Consider the following 577-nt stretch of genomic DNA (forward strand, 5'->3'; position numbering starts at 1 on the left):
ACGGTCGAAACCGTCATGATCGTGACGAACGACGGCGTGGCCCGGGCCGGAATGGCCGCCCTGTCGGGCCCGGGCCCCACCGGGCGGCCAGCGACCGACGGCGCCCCAGCGACCGACGGCGCCGCACTGACCGGAGGTACCCCGGCAGCCGGCGGCCGGATCGTCGTCGTCCCCGACATGCCTGACACCGGTCTGAACGCGGCCCTGGCGCACGGCGCGGCCCTGGCCGCGCGGTGGTGGCCGGACGCCGGTGTCGCGGCCCTGTCCGCCGACATCCCCGCGCTGCGCCCGGCCCACCTGCGCGCGGCTCTGCTGGCCGTGCCGGCGGGCGGCCGTGGCCTGGTCGCGGACGCGGACGGTACCGGCACCGTCCTGCTCGCCGCCGCGGCCGGCACACCGCTGGCGCCCCGGTTCGGGCCGGCGAGCCGCGCGGCACACATCCGCTCCGGCGCCCGGGACCTGACCGGGCCGCTCGGCGGGTCCGTCCGTGGCCTGCGCCGTGACGTGGACACGGTCGAGCACCTGTGGGAGGCGGTCAGCCTGGGCGTCGGCCCCTGGACCAGGCAGGTCCTGTCCG

General features: G+C 78.9%; 1 protein-coding gene. It reads left to right on the forward strand.

The window, feature by feature from the left end:
- Positions 1-15: 15 nt before the first annotated feature.
- The coding region (locus CM1CMNOD_RS17220; protein ID WP_431607663.1) for a 2-phospho-L-lactate guanylyltransferase at positions 16-577 on the forward strand (562 nt) is incomplete at its 3' end.

Origin of the sequence: Protofrankia symbiont of Coriaria myrtifolia (assembly GCF_900634755.1) — a bacterium.
Lineage (GTDB): Bacteria > Actinomycetota > Actinomycetes > Frankiales > Frankiaceae > Protofrankia > Protofrankia coriariae.